The following is a 16,582-nucleotide window of genomic DNA, read 5'->3' as shown; positions in this document are numbered from 1 at the left end:
AATGAATTACACACAAGCACGGTCGTTTACATATGAGATATTTGCCCCGCGATTAGGTGGGCGACTTGGTGCAGCATTTGATTGGGGCATCATGGGGTTGATTGTGATCAATATCATTGCAGTCTTACTCGAGACTGTGGATCCAATTGCAGCTACATATGGGCGTGAGCTGTATTTAATCGAAATTATTTCGGTCAGCGTTTTTACAATCGAGTATCTCGCTCATGTATGGTCAATTATCGAGACAAGAAAGTATGATAATCCTGTTTTGGGGCGCATCCGATTTATTTTCACTCCACTGATGATTATTGATCTCCTTGCCATTCTTCCGTTCTATCTAGCAAGTATCTTTGCTGTCGATACACGCTTTCTTCGGGCGATGCGGTTGGTACGTGTGATCCGGTTACTAAAGATTGCACGTTATTCTGAGTCAATCAGGTCATTTGCAACAGTCCTCCGGTCACAAAAAGAGAAACTGGTTGTCGCAGCGGCAATGAATCTTATTTTACTTGTGTTATCTTCGTCAATTATGTATCAACTCGAACATAATGCGCAACCTGAACTGTTCAGTTCAATTCCAGCGACGCTTTGGTGGGGAGCGATGACGCTGACAACCGTTGGTTATGGAGACATGTACCCAGTAACGCAAGGTGGGCAGGTAGCTGGCTCTCTCATTGCCGTGTTTGGGATTGGATTATTTGCTCTTCCAGCATCAATACTGGCTGCTGGGTTTATTGAGGACTCACAAGCAACAGATGACAATGTCTGCCCTCACTGTGGTGAGGAGTTATCCCAGAACAAATGAACTGAAACTGAATGTATGTTCATGTGTGTTCACACGGCAAAGTCTGGTCTTACAACGGTGTCAATGCTTACAACCGCAATCAGTGGTCTAAAGTGAACTACACTTACATACTTAGCGGCTGACGCCGCTTCCGTGAACTGGGGCTTCCTATTTTTATGATGATATTTGCAGACACCTAATATACGTCACTTCATCAACATGGAGTGCCGGTCTGCAATCTCCAATCGTCTACAGAACGATACGAATTGTATCGGATCGCTCCTGGTCTCACTGTAAATGAACAGGAATTGTTCAAAGGCAGGATACACTAACCTTGTTCATGATTGGAATCTCAATTGTCTAGATGCGCAGTCCTGATGAGTAGACTGATTGAAGACGATTGTATGATATTACTCATTACATACGAATTCTGATACAATAGACATATGTCACACATGAACTCATATGATTCGTCCCCACACCTAAAATAGGGGAGCACAGGGGGATTGCATTTGTCATCTCTCAGTGATCCAAAATTGAGGACCGAGAACACTTCAGTGCAGTCTCATCCTCGACACTTACTTCTTTTACTCTTTCAATCAAATTAAAAAGAAAAAGAAAGCTCACAGCTCAATTTTAGGAGAGTGTCAAAATATGTTGTACTATTAATACTCAATCAATATAAGATTCATTTCATTGGCTATCTCAAACGCTCCAAAATAATTGACGTATATACGAGCAGCTATCAGAATTATTGAGACAGTGAACATGGTTCATACTGTGTCAGGTGTTTACAGGCGGTCTAGGAGAATGCTCCGGGGCTTGACCCCGAGGCGATTCACCTGAAAAATATACTCATATGCTAAGTCCTAAAGTAAACGACCACGGGTCGGGTGAGGTGACCCGTGGAACTCTCGCTGTTTCCTTTAGAATCAATCGATGAGAAATATATCATAAATCATGTATAAAATTGTGAACACTTACAGTATCTTAAGCGAGTCTGAGTGGCATTTTCAATAGAACCTCATCGACAGAATGTGATCATCTCAATACTGACTATGAGTAGTCTATTTATTATTTCTCACGTGCGCGCAGATGAACAGCTTTCGTGATTTCATATTGAGGGATATATAAATAAAGCAAGTTCATCATATGAACTAACATCAGGATATACGCTATAGTATGAATTAGATTCGGCGAAGATACTAGTACTCAGGGAATTTAGTATCGTCCGGTTGTTGAGGGTATCTCTGAATCATCTTAGATTCAATCACTTCACATAAATTGGTCTTAGATAATTCAGAGAACGGGATTGGTGCCTCTGACTACATAATTTTCCCATACCCTCTAATCAACCTAACACAATACGAATAAATAAATTCTGTTTATCTCTTCAGTAGTTGATATACTATCAGAAAATAGATGATGCGTACTATCGGCAATATTTGGTTGTAACACTAAGCTGTATTGTGAATTGAGCTATGCAAACAGCTGCTATCTATGCATAATTAACATTATTGTGATAATTACATGACCAACGGTAAGTGAGAACATCTACCCTGCGTAAAGTACCTCGGGGTCAGATGTAAGCCTCGAAGCACTTTCGTTGTTTTATCTGTGGGTGTCAAGAAGTCATATTAACCGTGATTTTAATGACCGCTAACAACGCTCCGCGACGCGTACTCGCTCAGCGGTGACTACCGCCGGCGAGCACGTCCGTGAGGGTCATTTGACCACGTCCTCAAGTCGTTCCACGGGAAAGCGTTCCAGCTGCTCCATCTCATCGTCGTCAACCATCCGTTTGTCAATGGGAACAAACGAACAACGCTCATGTCGGTCCGTAGCTTCTGCGCGTTGAACGGACTGGAGTTCGCGTACAACCGTCAGATTAAGCAGGTTCTGAAAACGCTGACCACGAACGAAACGAACGTCGAGAGAGGAGTCGTTCTTTGTATCTCCGCGAACACACTGAGCCACTCGAACCGAAATATAAAACGACAATCGAGTTGTGGTTGACACAAATCATGGATGCCGAACGAATCTCGGACAACATTGGACCTGACACATCCGAGAGCCAGAACCGCAACGAACCCAACGATTATGACTCAGACTCGCGTGATAGCAACTAGATATGGCTGCTGAGAGCGATGGAACAAGTCTGCCGGACGATCTGTCATCCGAGGAGGCTAGGCGATACCTGATTCGGCTCCTCAGGAAGCGGTATCTCGACGATTATGAAGAGATTTACAAAGAGCTCGCGTACAAATGACGGTCCATCCGATTCGATAGACGAGTTTTTTCGACACGGCACTCCATCTCTCGCTGGTGACCGTGACGAACAGTTACCCTCTCTGATAGTGATTAGTTCGAATAGTTTCACCGATGGTGTCAAATGACGCGGGTTCAGCGGCTCCAATCACCGACATGCATAATCACGGCGGTAAAGACTTGCAATAGTCACTATGAGATCCAGGTTTTATTAATAGATTAGTCGCATCACAAAATCGTTCAGCCAGTTCTTCGATGAGACACTCTGTCGATTAACTCACGAGCAGATCCACTGCACTGTCTGGGTTGCCGCTACTGGAGGTGAAGTGTAAACTGTTCTGAGGCGCGACCAAGATTTTAGCTGCTAAAAGAATGATTCTCTACACCTTGTTTTCGTCGTCAACCGTCGATGTCATCGTATCCCTTTATATAGATCACTTCGCAGCCAATTTTTAAATGACTTATCTAAAGAGCCGTTCAAATTCTTGTAATCGCTTTACCGCGTCGGTGTTTTTGGGTTGACACCGGGGTCGCGTCCTTGAGTTCGGGCCATAGCTGAAACACAGAAAAGATCTCTAACCGGTGAAATCAAGAGGAAACAGCCTGAGGCGGGATTTGAACCCGCACTCTCGTCCTTACCAAGGACTTACTTTGCCGAGGAGGTCTTCATCCTGAAAGCGGCTACTTTTGCCAAAAACGCACTTTGCGTGCTTCTTGTCCCTCTACTAGCAACGCTACTAAAAAATCGGGTGTTCGACCCCGTATACTGTCTGTGGGCACCGAAAATCGACAAACAAGCTTGGGTGAGCGTTACCGCACCCGCCACATCAGAATCATACGGGGTTCGAGTAGTTCAGATAAATGGCACATTTCATCGAGTCGGGCAAACGTGACGAGAGAACTCAGTCCTGCCGTTGGACGATATACAAATTGACGAGCAATCCGAGGATGCCCAAGACGACACCACGGAGTTGCGGATTGGAGAACTCCCGTTTCTCCGAATCGGAATACACGTAGTACCCGACAGTCAGCCAAAATAGGAGCAGATACAGGCCGATGCAAACCAGCAGACCATTGCACGCGGTCAAGAGACTTATATCGTTCTCACCTCATCGATACGGGAACCATATCGAGAATATCCGTCAGGCAGTGAAAAATATCTGCCGGCGTATTTTCAATCACTTAGTCGTCATCAGCGGTGTACGCGCCGCCCCGACGCTTGATACGTGCGACGACGAGCCGCCCGTCGTCCTGTCGGAAGCTTACCGAGAGCCGAAACTCCCCGACGCGTATTTTCTTGTACGGGCTGTTCTGGAGCGGTTCGCCGTAGTCTGGCGGGTCGCGCCACGGCGAGGAGACGATTTCATCGAGCTTGTCGAGTATCCGGTCTTGCTCGGCGGGGGACAGTCCATCGAGGTCGTCTTCGGCCGTTGAGGAGAGTTCCCACGTCCACCGGTCGTCACTCATCGCTCGCGCCGAACCGCTCGCGGGCCTCCTCGGCGCTCGTCGTTCGTCCCTCGCGGATGTCTTCCTCGGCTTCGAGGAGCGCAACGAGTTCGTCGCGGTCGAACGTCGGGAACTCGACGGCGTCCCGAAGCGTGTACCGGATGAATTCGCTCCGACTGTTGAATCCGCGCCCTTGCCACGTATCGTCTATCTGTTCGAGGAACGACTCGGTGAGTTTGAAATTCACCGTGGCGATGTCGTTCCCATCGCCGTCATTTGTGGCCGCTTCAGACATATAGATATAATACGCTGGTCTTACGAATAGCTGTTTCGGCGGAGGCTCACTCACCGCGTAACCGACGTGGATAGCCGCATCAAGGAGCAGTTCTATCACATTCCTGACCACGGTTCATCGTCCGTCCTGTGAGCGTTGATTAGCGAAGTCCGGGGTGTCGCTTGAGATACCTCGATATAGTCATCATCAAACCACTTCGAGAACAGCAAATCCTCAACTACGCAGAAGCAATCGCCCACCGCAGATTCAACTCATAGAGCCACAGCTTCCAAACCTCAGTCCCCGAACTCGTAGCCCTCCTATCATTACCAAGCACAGATCAAGAAAACATTCTCAACGCAGAAGGATGAACTCGGAAGAAACACGTACACTGATCAAAAGCACAGAAAACCTGAACACCTCATTCCTCGGATACCGTGAAAGCCAGTTAGGAATCGAGGAAAACATCGAACTCACCGACAACTACAGACTAACCCACGTCCTCAACACAGGACCCACAGGGCACAGTAAAACCCAGCTCCTAGTCCACACCGCATTACAGGACTCAATGAAGGGACACGGACTCTGCATAAAGATCTGAGCTGCCAAGTGGAGGAGAGAACCTTCAGCACTTTACAGCCTCAGCGGATCGGCTTCGAGCCATTCACTGGAGAAGAGATCTATGAGGTCCTCGCTGATCGAGCACGAAAATCGCTGGAACCCCGCAGCCTGCGAAGAGAGGCCCTGACCTACATCGCCTCATCCACACAGAACCTGAAGGTCGGACTGACTTGGCTCCGAGTATCTGCACACCACGCAGAAGACGCAATGACAGAAACACTCGTGAAAGAAGTCAAAGAAGAGGTCTCTCAAACTTGCACCAAACACTGGTTACAGAAACTGACTGATCACCATCGGCTGCCCTACCAAGCCATAGAAGAACTCGACACAGAACAGGGGAAGTGTGGAAATGCGACTCCACTCCTCTCCCTCTCCCTCTCACAACCCGCTATTCGTGGTGCAACGGAAGTTGTCAGGTCGTGGTCGTGGTCGTGGTGGAGCGACCGACCCTCACGGACACCAGCGAGGTGTTCGGGTGTGAATTCCAGCCGACTTCGAGAGAAGGAGCTCAAGATCAAGGTCAAGGTCAAGGTCAAGGTCAAGGGGACTGAAATTCGCCTGCGTCCATCCGTCCATTTCTGGACGACATAGACAAAACGGTGAAGCCTCGGGGCTTTGATGTGACCCCGAGGTACTTCACCGTCTCCCAGCCTACTCTGTGACCTCTTGGATGAATCCCTGTAGTCGCTGTATCTGCTTTGTTGGGAGAGTGTTCTGGGAGAACACGCCTTTGAACGAGTCCTCGAAATCGGTGTCAGATATGGTTTGTTCGATGTTCTCCAATACCTGCCTCAGCCTCTCCCGGTCTCCTCTATCGATGTGCTTCTCTACTTCTTCCATTTCTGCGTCTTCGATCAGGGCGACGACATCCCGTGCATCGGTGAGGCGACCGCTGTGAAGCTTGACCGCAATCAACAATTCTTCAGAGGGAACGCGGACCTGCACAGATTCTTCAGAACCCTCGATCTCCTTCTCCACCGAGTGACCTTCGAAATATTGGTAACTCCAAGAAGCGTCGGTCTGCCGGCACTGAAGCTCATCCACCAATAGATCAATCGTAACAGGCAGCTCCTCATCCTTCAGATACGCCAAATACCGGCCACTGTATACCAAGTCCCGATCCGTATCCTTCTCAAAACCTCGCTGTTCCAAAACCTGGGTAAACCATTCCAAGTCCTCCGACCGCAATACGATGTCAGCGTCAACCGAATACCTGTGCTGATACGCAGAAACACCGTAGCCCCCGACAACTACGAAATCCAGGCCTTCAGCCTTAAAGTCTTGAAGAACTCCAAATATCTCGTTTTCTCTATCGATGAATCCACTCATATTTACATCACGTTCCGCTCTCGGTACTCTACACCGAGACCTAAGTCATACATTTCATCCAACATTTCTAACGCGGGCTGAAAGTTTGCCCTGTACTTCTCCGCCCACTCCACCGTCTCAGTTAACGGAGCGACCGACGCACTCTCCACTCGGTCGACCTCCATCTCTTCCTGTGGGTACAAGACGAAGTGAATCCCTTCTGCTTCAGGCCTCTCGCCGACGCTGGTTTTGATGCCGAAGCCTTGGAAGAACTCCCTCCATTCTTCGACGTCTTTCTCGTACACGTCGATGAAGACCGGGTAGACATTTTGGTCCCGTCCGATTTGGTAGCCTCCTTTCGTCCAGATGAATACGGCATCGGTCTTCGAGTACCGGTATTCCATCCCCGCGTAGTTCGGCAACAAGTAGGCATCATCTAAATCCAAGTCTCGCTTCAACACGGTTTGGGCAACGTTCTTGAAGGAGTCGACGAACTCATCGTCCAAGGCTTGGATTCCGTCGTCCCGTTCGAATACGCCGATCTCTTCCAATCGGTTTACCCATTCGTAGGTGTAGCTGTAGGACGAGTCGATCTTCTCGGAGACCTTGTTAATCGAGTCTCCGTCCTCAACCGCCAATAAAATCTTGGCGACGTGCCGATTCACGAAGTCCAAACCCATGCTATCTATATAGCGATAACAACTTGAATACTTTATCGCTATAACGATAACACTTTGACCTAAACTATCAGACATCTCTCCTAATGCTTCTAAGACTTCCCCTGGGATGACCCCCCTGGTTAGATCACCCCGGCATCCCTTTCTCTCTGTCCGTGAGGCCCGCCAGAGTAAAACATGTAGAAGGCCTCGGTCGCTGTTTCGATCACTAATCCACTGTCGCACATCTCTGTAGATTCAACTGCTGGAAAGTCCTCTACCTCTTCAGAGATCGAATACAGATCTAGATTAGCAGAGTGATGACGGGGCATCCTTACACGGGTTATAACGTCCAACTCTCATTAGGATTAGTCCCCTCGGGCGTTAACTGTCTATTCTCTTGAGATCGTGTCGTCTGAAATGTAGGTCAGGTATTTCGCCGTTGTCGAGTTTGACGGTGTATATGAAGTTGTCTTCGCTGTCTCCGGTTACTGAGGCGGCGTCATCGAAGCTTACGTCGATGATTTCTCCGGTTTTGCCGTGAAGGTGTTTGTCGGGTCCAAGTTCTTTGTCGAGTATGAGTTTGACTCGGTCACCTTTCTGGTATGCCTGCGCGATAGATGGATCACTCTGCGGCTTGGTCAAGGAGTTTTTCCTGGGTTGGGTGGAGATGAGGAGCAGGCGTTCCTGCGCGTTCATCTCCTGGAAAGCGTTCTTATACCGGTTTACAGTGTCGCGCGAGACATCGAGCTCTTCTGCGGTCTGTGTCTGGTTGCTCCGAGTGATCGCGTCTATGTACCTGGCTGCTATTTCACGGGAAAGCCCGTACTTTTCAAGCACCTGCTTAATGCTCATTCTGCTATAGAAACTGTTGGGGGATTGATTTTTATTAGAGAACTTGACTGACCGCAGATCTAGAAAATAAGTAGGAAGCGAGTGTTTAGAATGGTCCATCGTTTGACGTCCTCGGTTTGTGAGAGATTACGAGGTGCTGGGTGTGTTGGATTTGTTCTTTGATTTCTCGTTGGAGGCGGGAGGTGTGGTATCCGCTCTGTGTTTTGTTGCCGGTGATGCTGGCTTGGAGTTGTTGGAGTACTTTGTACTGGGTGTTGTACTGGTTGCAGGGGATGTAGTGGATTTCTACGGCGTCAAGTTCGATGAGTATCTTGTGTACAAGAGCGGCTTTACTGGTGCCACGGGGTCCGTGGCGAAGTAAGTTTGGCAGTAGGGTGCCTTGGAGTTCAGCTTCTACCTCTTTGCGCTGGTCTCCGAGGTGTTCGAGTTTTGAGGGTACGTATTCTGGTTGGAGTGCTTTGGTGTTCTGTACGAGGCTCACGGAGACGATGATTTTGGAGCTGTGTTTTTACCGCGTGTTTGAGGCGGCTCGTTTCATATGGATGGTGTCGTTGGAGGAGGGTTCTGTTGTGTATAATTATTCCGAAATATGTAAAAAGTTATTTACGACAAACTTGTTTTACAAAACACACAATGATGACCGCACAACAGACAGATGAAGGAGTCAAAAAGGCTGGATCAGGAGTCTTATTCGGTATTGGAGCGACCGCTTTGGGCGTTTTCTCGGCCTCTCAACCTCTCATTGGCGTTGCGTTTTATACTGTGGCTGTGACCGGGGCAGTTTTGCTCTGGCGTAAAACCGGAGGAGAGAAATCCAAGATTGAGGAATTTAGAGCAGCTTCTCCGGGCGACAAGACTCTGTGGGCAGTTGGAATGGCTTCTGCTATAGGGTTCCCTATACTCGTGGCTGCCGATGGACTTGGATATTTCAACTGGTCAGGTCTCACGGCAGGTATCGGGTTCGCTGTGGCTAGTCTCTACGTCATATTTGGCGGCTTCTCGTTATTGGATCTGTACAACGAGGGAGAGGATTCAATTGCTTGAAAAACCCTCTCAAATCCGACGAGCGATAGCTGTCTTAGTAGTCGCTGGTGGGGTTCTCCTTGCCGGGTTTACGGTGTTCGAACAGCCGTTGATCGGGGTCGGAGCCTATGTTGTCGCTGTTTCAGGGGTTGTTGGTGCTCGGTACCGGGCTGAGAAACCGGTGTTTGATGAGCGTGATGAGGCAATCTCCAGAGATGCTGCCAAGTGGACGCTTATGTTGTTGGGTTTGGGTTCGGCGGGTGTTTTCCCAGTGTTGACAGCAGCGTGGGGAGTAGGGTTGTTTGAATGGCAGCCCTGGCTCGTGGGTGTCGCGTTGTTTGTGGCTGGGCTGTATTTGACATACGGCATTTTTCTTCGCGTTTGCGCGTTGGAGGTGATAGGAGATGAAAAATTCTCTTGATGAGTATCGGAGTGATTTTGATATTAGTCAGCAGGAGCTGGCTAACTATGTTGAGGTGACTCGGCAGACGATCAATGCTATTGAGCGCGACCGTTACGACCCGTCCGTCGAACTGGTATTCAAGTTGGCGGCATTCTTTGAGTGTTCGGTCGGAGATCTTTTTCATCCAGACGTAGGATTAAAGAAGACCATCAGCGAAGTGGAATAGATTATATGATGTTTGAACAGGGCAGTATGATTGCTGAAATCAGTACGAACACCGCGGTCGTGACAGTAGTGATGATGCTGTCAGGAGTCTTCACCGGTTGGCTTGGCTACCGGATCCGATATCGTGGCGACGTTCATCTGATTGCCGGGTATCGGGCCGGTGAGCCCGCCGACGCGGAGGAACTCTCACGAGTAGTCGGAAGATCAGTACTTGTCGTCGCCGTCATAACTGTACTCGCTGGTCTGACATACCCGATGTTGATCATCAGTCCAGGTGCTGAGGTGAGTTACTGGACCGGATACACTATAATCATTCTTATGATCAGCGGGTACGCTGTTTTGACCAGCCGAAAGTATGCCGATGAGCTCTAATCGGTGATATTGATCCTATGTATAATGTAATATGCTTGTTTTTCCTCGAAAACGCATTACTGCGTCGGGGTCACGAAAATAACACCGGGAACTCGTCCTTGCGTCGTCATCTTTCTTTCACCGACGAAGAGCCCGGTAACTACAGGACAGAGAAGGGGGAGAAAGCCTGAGGCGGGATTTGAACCCGCGCTCTCGTCCTTACCAAGGACGCGCTTTACCGCTAAGCTACCCAGGCGCATATATCGCTAGCGTAGATTTGGTTTTACACGTTTCGATTCGTCGCCTCTTGATTCCAGTCTAATCTCACAATATATCCAGGCTGTTAGAAACCAGATCAGGTTTCTCGGTATTCATATAATTGAGACATAACCCAATTGATGGACTCAGACCGTTTAGATTCGAATTATTGATATATAGGGATTATCCGGCAGATGAAATAATCAAAGATTGAAGATCAGGATCAGAGTCAGGATCGGGCAGGTGTAATAATGGCAGGGTATAAATCGTGAATCAGGGGGCTTCGCCAGTCTCAATCGTAAAGTCGTCTTTCGGGTATGCAACACAAGTCAGTGTATATCCGTCCTCGAGTTCTGTATCATCAAGCATTTGCTGGTTATCATGTTCCACATAGTCCTCAGCGTTCCCATCAGAGGTAATTTGACCAGCACAAGAGACACATTGTCCCTGTCGGCAGGCGTAAGGTAGGTCCCAGCTTTCATTTTCGCCAGCTGTAAGAACCGTCTGATTACTCGCCACTTCAATTGTTGATCCCTGTTTTTCAAACTCAACTTCAAAGTACTCGGCCTCCTCATCAGGGATATCACCTGGAACTTGCTCGCTCTCATCGACTTCTGTGTCGGTCTCTTCAAGTTCGCCGCCTCCACCGGTGACCGATCCAGCGGGAATTGCCCCCCCACCAATTGACCGATTCATTGGCTCAGGGAATTCTGTCTCTGGGACAGTGCTTGCGCGCTTTTCAAGCACCTCCTGAGAAATGTCTGCGGTCGGTGTCCATCCGGTGCCGCGAGCGTAATGAAGCGACACCGCAAGGAGGGTAAGGGTCGCTCCAATACCCACTCCGAGGAAATTAATATCGACCATGCGACCGCGTATGAAGCCAGGAGTTAAGGAAATTGTGATTATTCGTCACGGCGGGCAACATCGTGACGACCAAATCCATATCGGAGACGATTCGCCACACGGCGTGAAAAACGTCCATCGGGATCACCTGTTGCCCCGGTCGCGCGACTCCCAAATCGCTCAGCTAGCGCTTGATAAATGAGTGGAACGGGTACTTCCTGTTCAAGTGCTTCTTGCACTGTCCATGTTCCCGTTGACCCACCAGCAATATAATCGGCAACATTACCGAGGTCAACACCCTCAGCGCGAAATGCCTCTTCACAGAGTTCAAGTAGCCATGATCGAATCACAGCGCCGTTGTTCCATGTGCGTGCAACAGCCGCAAGATCAAGATCATACCGCCCATTTGCAAGAAGCTCAAATCCCTCGCCATATGTCTGCATCAGCGCGTACTCAACACCATTGTGAACCATTTTTACATAGTGACCTGAACCAACAGGGCCCATTCTATCATGACCGTCAGGTCCGGTGGCGATAGCATCAAATACTGGTATCAACTCATCATATGCCCACTGTTGACCCCCAATCATCAATGAGAATCCAAGTTCAGCGCCTGCAGGACCACCGGAGGTCCCACAGTCAAGATACGTTGCATCACTCGTCTCTGCACGTCGAATTGACGCCTCAAAATGTGAGTTTCCACCATCAACAATAATATCTGTTTCTGTCAATGATGGCTCCAATTGTGTGAGTGTTGCGTCGACAGCCTCACCGGCAGGAACCATTAGCCAGAGTCGTTTTGTCTCCCCAAGGGTGTCAAGCAGTGTATCAAGACTATCGGCTGGCGTGGCACCGATATCAGCAGCTGTTGCCACAGCTTCCGCATCAAGATCAAACGCAACAATATCGTGTCCTGCAGTGACTAATCTATCAACCACAATCTGTCCCATCCGCCCAAGTCCGACGACACCAAGTTGCATACTGTCGATTCGATTCCCGGATTAAGTAGTGGTTGTGATTATAGTTGTAGTTATATTCATGATTGTTGCTGTGATTCGGGGGATAAGCGATAGTATGAATTTATAGACGAACTGATATGATATAGAGCCCCGAGTTCCTCAGGGGTCAGAATCCAGCACTGAACGAGTGCACCTCTCTGAGGAGTTTTGACCTCCTCGCCTGAAGACGGAGGTATGCGCTATCGGTCTGTATCAGATAATGACCGTCGGTATTTTGATTCACGATGCATAACCAATTCAACATGGACGATCGGATTCACCAGCATGCGTCGGTGCTTGTCGACTGGAGTGCACGCATTACCGCTGGTGACAATGTTGTCGTCAACGTGGCTGAGGGTGCACACGATCTCGCGGTTGCCGTTGCTGACGTGCTCGGTGAGCGAGGTGCGAGTCTCGTGATGACATACAATTCAGCGGAGGTCTCCCGTGCATACCTTCGTGGACATGAGACAGACTTCGAGCCAGCACCAGCGCATGAACGCGCATTGTATGATGCTGCTGATAGTGTGTTAATCCTTGGTGGCGACCGCAATACGACCGCAACAGCCGATGTGAGTGGTGACACAAAACAAGCAGCCGCACAAGCAAACAAACAGATTCGAGAGGCGCGAATGTCAACCGACTGGGTCTCAACAGTACATCCAACACGGGCATTGGCTCAGCAAGCAGGAATGTCATATACACAATATCAAGACTTTGTCTATGACGCAATCCTTCGTGACTGGGAAACATTAGCTGAGGAGATGGAACGTCTCAAACGCTGTCTTGATGATGGCAGTGAACTGCGAGTTGTGAGTGATAATGGCGAGACTGATTTAACAATGTCAATCGAACATCGAACAGCAGTGAATTCAGCAGCATCCGTTGCATATGATTCACATAATCTTCCATCCGGAGAAGTGTTCACCGCACCTGTCGAGACAACTGTTTCGGGAACTGTTCAGTTTGATGTGCCGATGGTGATACGTGATACGCGGATCCGTGATGCAGAATTGACGTTTGAGGATGGGACTGTTGTTGATTATGATGCCACAGCAGGGGTGGAGACGCTTGCTCAGATTCTGAACACCGATCCGGGCGCCCGACAACTTGGTGAAGTCGGAATCGGGATGAATCGTGGAATCGATCAAATAACAAATAAAATATTATTTGATGAGAAGATGGGCGACACAGTCCATTTCGCGGTCGGGCGTGCATATGATGCCTGTCTTCCAGCAAATGAATCCGGAAATGAGTCAGCCGTTCATGTTGATTTGATTACTGACATTGGCTCTGGTGCACAGATTGAAATTGATGATGAAATTATCCAGCGGAACGGGCGATTCAAATGGGACCCTGAGTTTGACCCTTCGGGGGTATGATATCATGAGCATAGTATTGGATCCTCAAGCCATAATACATTTCTATAGACAAAATATGATGAGTGTCCCGAGACTCGACCCCAAGAGATTTGACAATTAACCCGACATAAACCGTCTATCGTATTGTCCTACTTCAGGTCACATCCAACCCCAGGGCAGTCGTCTTATTACTGCTTGTATATTGATTAATCCACAAATTGGACACCAGTGAATTCGAATCGTGCGCCGCCCTGCTCGGTATCATTGGTCACATCAATCTCCCATCCATGGGCGTCAGCGACTTGCTTGACGATCCGCAAACCAAACCCGGTGCCGTTCTCAGCAGTCGAGTATCCCGCGTTGAATATCTTTTCGCGAGCAGATTTAGGGACTCCAGGACCCGTATCCGATACATAGAAGCCATCACTCATGATCCCGGCAGAGACTATTACTTGATCACCGCCATGTTCAACAGCATTTCGATAGAGGTTTTCAAGTAGTTGCTTGAGCCGACTCTTATCAGCTTTAATATATAAGTCCGAATGTGAGCGTTGATCCGCAATAGTGAGTGTTGCCGTTGTCGTTTCTACAGTCTCCCAACATTCCTCAATCATTGTATCGAATCTGATAGGTTCGATATCATCCACCCGATCGCCATCTCGCGCCAGCGTCAGTAGATCTTCAATTAGTCTCTGACATCGCTCGATTGCGTGCCTCGCCTTGATAATATGATTGCCGTTAGCGTCACCGTCAGTATAATTATTACCAACATCCTGGGTTTGAGTCATTGCCAATTCAAGATGACCCTCAGCTACAGCAAGTGGATTGCGTAGGTCATGAGAGACGATGCCAGTAAACTCCGCTAAACGCTCATTTTGTGCTTCCAGCTCCTGTTTGTATTCTTGCAATTCGGTCCTGCGTTGCTTTCGAGCTGAGATATCCTCAAAACTTGAAAAAACCGACTGAACAGTTCCGTCAGCATCGGTGACAACACGATTGTGCCACTCGCAAGTCAGGGTTTCACCAGCTTTTGTGACGTTACTGTTAATGATGTGGCTTCCACCATCAGCATTAAGAAAGCTGTCAACAGCGTTCCCCACTCGCTCAAGATCGGTGTCAGCGACAATGAGTTCCCACGATTCCCCACGTAATTCTGATTCGCTGTACCCGAGAATCTCCTCAGCTTGCCTATTCACGCGTTTAAATTGGCACTTGTCATCCCATTGGACAGCCCCCAGCGGTGATTCTTCAAAAAAGAGCGATAATTCCTTTGCCCGTCGTCGAGCGGTCTGCTCACGGTCGAGGCGATCAAGCGCTGCTACAAGAGCCCCTGCAAGCAGTTCGCCGACAGCAAGATCTTGATCATCGAATGATGCCTTCTCTGTGGACCCAGCAATTAAGATGCCGTGTTCAGCGAGGGGAAAGTAAACATGCCCTCTGAGATTAGTCGTTGGATTATGAGCGTTTGGGTGCTGACGCGCGTCTTCAATAATATCTGGTTCTCCACGTTGATAGGCACGTCCAGCAATACTTTCGCTTACAGAAAGAGTGGGGACCTCATCAAGGAGTGACATGAGCTCGTCGGTCTGCGCTACAGGCACTAGCTGTGTATCCCCCGTTTCAGATACAGATAGATGAAGCGCATTTGCCTGAAAGTCTAAAACATCCCGGGCAGCGGTAACACCGATATCGACCACCTCCTGTTGGGTCTCTGCTGTGAGGAGGTCCTTTGAGACTCGGTTGAGCTCGGTAAGCTGCTGTTCACGCTGATGACTGTCAGTCACATCGTGGATAGCACCTCTAAGTATAGTGATGTCAGTCTCAGTCTCATCCTCAGTCTTCCCCTCGCTCATGCTGTGGCTGGGATGAGGGCTAATTTGGCTCGGTATCGCTGGCGTAAGTGTCACATCCACGATGCGGTCAATGTTGTCCAGCGCTTGAAGACGCCAACTCCCTTGTGTCTGCTCGCCTGTATCGGCTGCCCGGTTGACAGCCTGCCGTACCTCTGGTTGATCGTCTGGATGATAGAGTTTGATGGCTTCTTTTAGCGAGAGGGTGGCGTCGTCAGCCAATCCGACGAGTCGTCGACAGCCATCGGTCATTAAGACTTCACCGGTGTCAACGTTGATTTCGAATCCGCCGGTATCTCCAGCAAACTCTGTCAGACGCATCAACTCGTCTGTTCGCTCGGCTCGATGCCTCTGATGCTGTGTTTGGACAGCATTCTGAATCCGATTAGTCAGCAATTCGTATTGCTCAGTTCCAGGTTGTTTCTGGAGATAATCGGTCACTCCTGCGGAGATAGCATCACTTGCGATTTCCTCACTTCCTTTGCCGGTGAAGAGAATAAATGGGAGGTTAGGATATTCCTCCCGAACAGTCTGTAAAAAGTCGATCCCATCCATCTCAGGCATATCGTAGTCAGAAACGACACAATCAGGTGGTTGAGAGCATTCAATTATTCGCTCCAGCCCCTCTGTTGCACTGATTGCTGTTTCAACAGAGAACCGGTTATCCTCGCGTTCGAGAAATCTTCCTGTCAAGTCTGTGACCGAGGGGTCATCATCGACATGAAGAACCAGAATCTGTTGTTGAGATTCAGAGCGCATGGGAGATAATCGCATGACTGTAATGTATTAGCATTAATCGAGAGTGAAAAGTTGTCGGGAGAGGGTCAAAGTCACAACCATACCTCGCCCACTTCATGGAGAGGATAAATCAGCATAAACCAATCGAGTACCTGATAATTACAGTTGTTTGAAACTAATTATTCTTTGCTCGATCTTAATCCCCGATATATCACAGATTCTCACAGTGATATAGTCTCACCGAGCCATCATCGACAATGGTAGTATCTGTTCAGACAAGCATCACTCTAATTGAATCGGTGAACAGACGACCCCTCACA

Annotated in this window: 18 protein-coding genes and 1 tRNA gene; 10 read left to right on the top strand and 9 right to left on the bottom strand. The window is 48.8% G+C overall.

Annotated features, from left to right (window positions below; genetic code table 11):
* Position 1: 1 nt before the first annotated feature.
* The 3 genes from HQRW_RS00520 (at position 2) to HQRW_RS16030 (ending at position 3,053) form a co-directional block, all read left to right on the top strand.
* Positions 2-805 (top strand): ion transporter, encoded by an 804-nt coding sequence (locus HQRW_RS00520; protein WP_014555019.1) that lies wholly within the window; start codon positions 2-4, stop codon positions 803-805.
* A 1,749-nt stretch (positions 806-2,554) separates the two neighbouring features.
* Positions 2,555-2,800: a hypothetical protein gene (locus tag HQRW_RS16860; RefSeq protein WP_394324573.1), complete on the top strand. Its 246-nt coding sequence runs from the start codon at positions 2,555-2,557 to the stop codon at positions 2,798-2,800.
* Between the two features lie 115 nt (positions 2,801-2,915).
* Positions 2,916-3,053: a hypothetical protein gene (locus tag HQRW_RS16030; RefSeq protein ID WP_014555017.1), complete on the top strand. Its 138-nt coding sequence runs from the start codon at positions 2,916-2,918 to the stop codon at positions 3,051-3,053.
* A 1,181-nt stretch (positions 3,054-4,234) separates the two neighbouring features.
* Here the strand turns inward: HQRW_RS16030 and HQRW_RS14715 are convergent.
* Together HQRW_RS14715 and HQRW_RS00505 are read right to left on the bottom strand one after the other, a co-directional pair.
* Positions 4,235-4,519 (bottom strand): type II toxin-antitoxin system RelE family toxin, encoded by a 285-nt coding sequence (locus HQRW_RS14715; protein ID WP_014555016.1) that lies wholly within the window; start codon positions 4,517-4,519, stop codon positions 4,235-4,237.
* A complete protein-coding gene (locus tag HQRW_RS00505) occupies positions 4,512-4,793 on the bottom strand; it encodes a ribbon-helix-helix domain-containing protein (RefSeq protein WP_014555015.1) in 282 nt (93 codons plus the stop codon). The genes HQRW_RS14715 and HQRW_RS00505 overlap by 8 nt, the downstream gene beginning before the upstream one ends.
* 346 nt (positions 4,794-5,139) lie before the next feature.
* Between HQRW_RS00505 and HQRW_RS00500 the strand changes: the two genes are divergently transcribed.
* Positions 5,140-5,373, top strand: coding sequence for a hypothetical protein (locus HQRW_RS00500; RefSeq protein WP_014555014.1), 234 nt, complete (start codon positions 5,140-5,142; stop codon positions 5,371-5,373).
* Positions 5,374-6,044: 671 nt separating this feature from the next.
* On the opposite strand, the gene HQRW_RS00490 is transcribed toward HQRW_RS00500, so the two are convergent.
* The 3 genes from HQRW_RS00490 to HQRW_RS14710 all read right to left on the bottom strand — a co-directional run bounded on the left by HQRW_RS00490 (position 6,045) and on the right by HQRW_RS14710 (position 8,212).
* On the bottom strand, positions 6,045-6,722 hold the full coding sequence (locus HQRW_RS00490; protein WP_014555013.1) for a hypothetical protein: 678 nt from the start codon (positions 6,720-6,722) through the stop codon (positions 6,045-6,047).
* Positions 6,723-6,724: 2 nt separating this feature from the next.
* A complete protein-coding gene (locus HQRW_RS00485; RefSeq protein ID WP_049891485.1) occupies positions 6,725-7,381 on the bottom strand; it encodes a helix-turn-helix domain-containing protein in 657 nt (218 codons plus the stop codon).
* Positions 7,382-7,741: 360 nt separating this feature from the next.
* Positions 7,742-8,212, bottom strand: coding sequence for a hypothetical protein (locus tag HQRW_RS14710; RefSeq protein WP_049891482.1), 471 nt, complete (start codon positions 8,210-8,212; stop codon positions 7,742-7,744).
* Positions 8,213-8,330: 118 nt separating this feature from the next.
* On the opposite strand from HQRW_RS14710, the gene HQRW_RS00475 reads away from it, so the two are divergent.
* The 5 genes from HQRW_RS00475 (at position 8,331) to HQRW_RS00455 (ending at position 10,235) form a co-directional block, all read left to right on the top strand.
* Positions 8,331-8,573 carry a hypothetical protein gene (locus HQRW_RS00475; protein ID WP_049891480.1) on the top strand — a complete coding sequence of 81 codons (243 nt, stop codon included), beginning with the start codon at positions 8,331-8,333 and terminating at the stop codon, positions 8,571-8,573.
* Between the two features lie 272 nt (positions 8,574-8,845).
* Positions 8,846-9,256: a hypothetical protein gene (locus HQRW_RS00470; RefSeq protein WP_049891476.1), complete on the top strand. Its 411-nt coding sequence runs from the start codon at positions 8,846-8,848 to the stop codon at positions 9,254-9,256.
* Positions 9,249-9,656 (top strand): hypothetical protein, encoded by a 408-nt coding sequence (locus HQRW_RS00465; RefSeq protein ID WP_049891475.1) that lies wholly within the window; start codon positions 9,249-9,251, stop codon positions 9,654-9,656. The genes HQRW_RS00470 and HQRW_RS00465 overlap by 8 nt, the downstream gene beginning before the upstream one ends.
* Positions 9,640-9,864, top strand: a complete 225-nt coding sequence (locus HQRW_RS00460) for a helix-turn-helix transcriptional regulator (RefSeq protein ID WP_014555009.1) — start codon at positions 9,640-9,642, stop codon at positions 9,862-9,864. The genes HQRW_RS00465 and HQRW_RS00460 overlap by 17 nt, the downstream gene beginning before the upstream one ends.
* A gap of 5 nt (positions 9,865-9,869) precedes the next feature.
* Positions 9,870-10,235: a DUF3784 domain-containing protein gene (locus HQRW_RS00455; protein ID WP_014555008.1), complete on the top strand. Its 366-nt coding sequence runs from the start codon at positions 9,870-9,872 to the stop codon at positions 10,233-10,235.
* A 163-nt stretch (positions 10,236-10,398) separates the two neighbouring features.
* Here HQRW_RS00455 and HQRW_RS00450 read toward each other — a convergent pair.
* The 3 genes from HQRW_RS00450 to HQRW_RS00440 all read right to left on the bottom strand — a co-directional run bounded on the left by HQRW_RS00450 (position 10,399) and on the right by HQRW_RS00440 (position 12,295).
* Positions 10,399-10,470: transfer RNA gene (locus HQRW_RS00450), tRNA-Thr, on the bottom strand.
* A 275-nt stretch (positions 10,471-10,745) separates the two neighbouring features.
* The gene (locus tag HQRW_RS00445; protein WP_014555007.1) at positions 10,746-11,336 is read right to left on the bottom strand and encodes a 2Fe-2S iron-sulfur cluster-binding protein; all 591 of its coding nucleotides are present in this window, start codon (positions 11,334-11,336) and stop codon (positions 10,746-10,748) included.
* Positions 11,337-11,374: 38 nt separating this feature from the next.
* Entirely contained in the window at positions 11,375-12,295 is a 921-nt protein-coding gene (locus HQRW_RS00440; RefSeq protein ID WP_014555006.1) for a decarboxylating 6-phosphogluconate dehydrogenase, read from the bottom strand.
* A 281-nt stretch (positions 12,296-12,576) separates the two neighbouring features.
* Between HQRW_RS00440 and HQRW_RS00435 the strand changes: the two genes are divergently transcribed.
* Positions 12,577-13,695, top strand: a complete 1,119-nt coding sequence (locus tag HQRW_RS00435) for an aminopeptidase (RefSeq protein ID WP_014555005.1) — start codon at positions 12,577-12,579, stop codon at positions 13,693-13,695.
* 185 nt (positions 13,696-13,880) lie between these two features.
* Here the strand turns inward: HQRW_RS00435 and HQRW_RS00430 are convergent, their stop codons facing one another.
* The gene (locus HQRW_RS00430) at positions 13,881-16,283 is read right to left on the bottom strand and encodes a hybrid sensor histidine kinase/response regulator (RefSeq protein WP_394324568.1); all 2,403 of its coding nucleotides are present in this window, start codon (positions 16,281-16,283) and stop codon (positions 13,881-13,883) included.
* Positions 16,284-16,582 lie beyond the last annotated feature (299 nt).

It is taken from the genome of Haloquadratum walsbyi C23 (genome assembly GCF_000237865.1).
Classification (GTDB): Archaea; Halobacteriota; Halobacteria; order Halobacteriales; family Haloferacaceae; genus Haloquadratum; species Haloquadratum walsbyi.
Note: the sequence above shows the minus strand (reverse complement) of the source record. Positions and strands in the feature narration are given on the sequence as shown.

Coding starts and splice junctions, on each gene's coding strand:
- HQRW_RS00500 (WP_014555014.1), top strand. CDS start 5,140: ATGAACTCGGAAGAAACACGTACACTGATCAAAAGCACAGAAAACCTG.
- HQRW_RS00485 (WP_049891485.1), bottom strand. CDS start 7,381: ATGGGTTTGGACTTCGTGAATCGGCACGTCGCCAAGATTTTATTGGCG.
- HQRW_RS00455 (WP_014555008.1), top strand. CDS start 9,870: ATGATGTTTGAACAGGGCAGTATGATTGCTGAAATCAGTACGAACACC.
- HQRW_RS00505 (WP_014555015.1), bottom strand. CDS start 4,793: ATGTCTGAAGCGGCCACAAATGACGGCGATGGGAACGACATCGCCACG.
- HQRW_RS00440 (WP_014555006.1), bottom strand. CDS start 12,295: ATGCAACTTGGTGTCGTCGGACTTGGGCGGATGGGACAGATTGTGGTT.
- HQRW_RS14710 (WP_049891482.1), bottom strand. CDS start 8,212: ATGAGCATTAAGCAGGTGCTTGAAAAGTACGGGCTTTCCCGTGAAATA.
- HQRW_RS00470 (WP_049891476.1), top strand. CDS start 8,846: ATGATGACCGCACAACAGACAGATGAAGGAGTCAAAAAGGCTGGATCA.
- HQRW_RS00490 (WP_014555013.1), bottom strand. CDS start 6,722: ATGAGTGGATTCATCGATAGAGAAAACGAGATATTTGGAGTTCTTCAA.
- HQRW_RS00430 (WP_394324568.1), bottom strand. CDS start 16,283: ATGCGCTCTGAATCTCAACAACAGATTCTGGTTCTTCATGTCGATGAT.
- HQRW_RS00435 (WP_014555005.1), top strand. CDS start 12,577: ATGGACGATCGGATTCACCAGCATGCGTCGGTGCTTGTCGACTGGAGT.
- HQRW_RS00520 (WP_014555019.1), top strand. CDS start 2: ATGAATTACACACAAGCACGGTCGTTTACATATGAGATATTTGCCCCG.
- HQRW_RS16030 (WP_014555017.1), top strand. CDS start 2,916: ATGGCTGCTGAGAGCGATGGAACAAGTCTGCCGGACGATCTGTCATCC.
- HQRW_RS14715 (WP_014555016.1), bottom strand. CDS start 4,519: ATGAGTGACGACCGGTGGACGTGGGAACTCTCCTCAACGGCCGAAGAC.
- HQRW_RS00445 (WP_014555007.1), bottom strand. CDS start 11,336: ATGGTCGATATTAATTTCCTCGGAGTGGGTATTGGAGCGACCCTTACC.
- HQRW_RS00460 (WP_014555009.1), top strand. CDS start 9,640: ATGAAAAATTCTCTTGATGAGTATCGGAGTGATTTTGATATTAGTCAG.